This is a genomic window from Pseudonocardia sp. SID8383, assembly GCF_009864975.1.
Taxonomy (GTDB): Bacteria; Actinomycetota; Actinomycetes; order Mycobacteriales; family Pseudonocardiaceae; genus Pseudonocardia; species Pseudonocardia alni.
Genome location: NZ_WWFY01000661.1, coordinates 1 through 2,198 on the forward strand (window position 1 = coordinate 1; position 2,198 = coordinate 2,198).

1 protein-coding gene and 1 pseudogene are annotated in these 2,198 nt (G+C 75.7%); both read right to left on the bottom strand.

The genetic code is table 11. The features are described from left to right. Window positions 1-266: 266 nt before the first annotated feature. Window positions 267-1,586 (bottom strand): GGDEF domain-containing protein, encoded by a 1,320-nt coding sequence (locus GTW08_RS33005; protein ID WP_139282926.1) that lies wholly within the window; start codon window positions 1,584-1,586, stop codon window positions 267-269. 199 nt (window positions 1,587-1,785) lie between these two features. Beyond that, window positions 1,786-2,198, bottom strand: a pseudogene (locus GTW08_RS16270) (MFS transporter); the annotation flags it as partial.

Below are 2,198 nucleotides of genomic sequence, written 5' to 3' on the forward strand. Positions count from 1 at the left end.
ACTCCGCGCTCTACGCGGCCAAGCGGGCCGGGCGCGACGCCGTGCGGATCGGGCGCCACACCTTCCCGGCCGAACCCGAACACGCCTGACGCTCCCGCGCCGACGCCGCCCCCTCCGGGACGGAGCCGATCAGCCGCCGCGGCCCGGCGGCCCGGCGGCCCGGAGCCCGCTGTGCCCGGCGACCCGGTGGCGTATCCCCCGTCGTCCCGTCGCCCACGCCGGCGCGGGGTCCCGGTGCCGGTGCGGCGGACCCGGTCGCGCAGGGGTCAGCGGCCGGGGACGCTCCCGTCGCGTCCGGTCCGGACCTGGTCGCGCCCGGCCCGCTTGGCCGCGTAGAGGGCGTGGTCGGCGACCTGCAGCAGCTCGTCGAGGGACTCGCCGTCGCCGCCGGTCACCGCGACCCCGACCGACACCGACAGGTCGCAGATGGTGATGCCGCCGCCCTGGCCGTCGACGTGCACGGCCAGCGACCGGACGGTCCGCCGGATGCGCTCGGCCGCGTTGTGGGCGAGCTCGCGCCCCTCCGGCCCCACCGGCAGCCCGGCCAGGAGGACGACGAACTCCTCCCCGCCGAAGCGCCCGACCGGGTCGACCTCGCGGACCTGGGCCTTCAGCGTCCCGGCGACGGCGGAGAGCACCTCGTCGCCGGCGAGGTGGCCGTAACCGTCGTTGACGGCCTTGAAGTGGTCCAGGTCGAGGATCAGCACCGCGACCGCACCGCGCTGGCGCCGCGCCCGGGCGAGCGCCCGGTGCGCCCGGCCCCGCCACGCGACGGCGGTCAGCAGGTTGGTCTTGGCGTCGGTGTTCGCCCGCTCCTCCAGCTGCCGGATCAGCACCGCCCGGTGCAGCACCAGCAGCGGCGGGAGGACCAGCAGCACGAGCAGCACCTGGCGCTGCACGGCGAGCGCGGCCAGTACCGCCAGACACAGCGTCGCGCCCTCCAGCACGTGGTCGTCCCAGTCCCCCACCAGCCGTCGCCACTGGGGGCGGTGCGGCGAGGACAGCGCCAGCGCGGTCGCGACGAGCAGCTGGTTGACCAGTCCGTAGACCGCCATGGCCAGCAGCAGCGACAGGTAGCCGACCACCCGGCTCCCGCCGCCGACCCCCGCGGCCGCGGTGAGCGACTCGGACGGGACGAGGACCGAGGCGGCCATCGCGGCGAGCACGACGGTCGCGGTGGTGTAGGCGTGCCGGTACAAGTGCGCCCCGGCGGGACGCCAGACCCGCCACCACAGGTGGCCGTAGACGGCCACGACCACCAGGCCCGCCATCCCCGGCGACAGCAGCAGCGCGGCCGCGAAGGTCCAGACCGTCGACAGGTCGAAGTAGGAGACGTGTGCGACCCGCCGGCGCACCCGCTCGATGCCGGTCGCCAGCTCGGTGTGCACCGCGCCGAGCGCCGCGAGACCGAGTGCGCCCAGTGCCAGCAGGCCGGTGTCGCGGTCCCACGGCAGCCGGGCCACATCGGTCACGACGAGCACCACGGCGGTGAGCTCGACGAGCACCAGCACGGCGAGCACCCGCGCCGGCAGGCCGCGGAAGGGCCAGCGGGGACGTTCGGGCTCACCACTCCGGATCCCGGTCACGAGCACCTACCCGAACGGACGGGACCGATCGGCACACCGCGTTCGTCCGACACCGTCGATGTCACCCGAACGGGTATAATGGACGTCGATTCGTCACGTTGAGTGACACGAATGGCGGCGGTGCCGTCGTACCGGACGACAGGAGGTGACATCGTGCGCAACCGAGGCTGGTGATCACCGGGAACCACGCGTGGCGGACTCATGCGACCGCCCCCGGACCGGCCGACCGGAGCATCCGGACCGCGCCGAGGGCGAGCACGATCCCCACCGCACCGAACACACCGAGCGCCGTCGCCGGAGCGGTCCACTCGGCCAGCATCCCGCCGGCGAGGACCGCGACCCCCTGGGTCGCCACGAGACCCGACGCGGCGACGCCCACGGCGCTCCCGCGCACCGCGCTCGGCGTGGCCCGCGCGAAGCCCGACTGGGCGGCGATCAGGCAGGCCGTGGCGCAGGCTCCCGACACCGCCCAGAGTGCGACCGCCTGCCACAGGCCGGCCGCCAGCGGCGTCAGTGCGAGCGGTAGCGCCGCCCCGACGGCCAACGGCACCAGGCCGCGCTCGCGCAGCCGGGCCGGCAACACGTAGGCGACGAGCAGGGCCCCGACCGCGC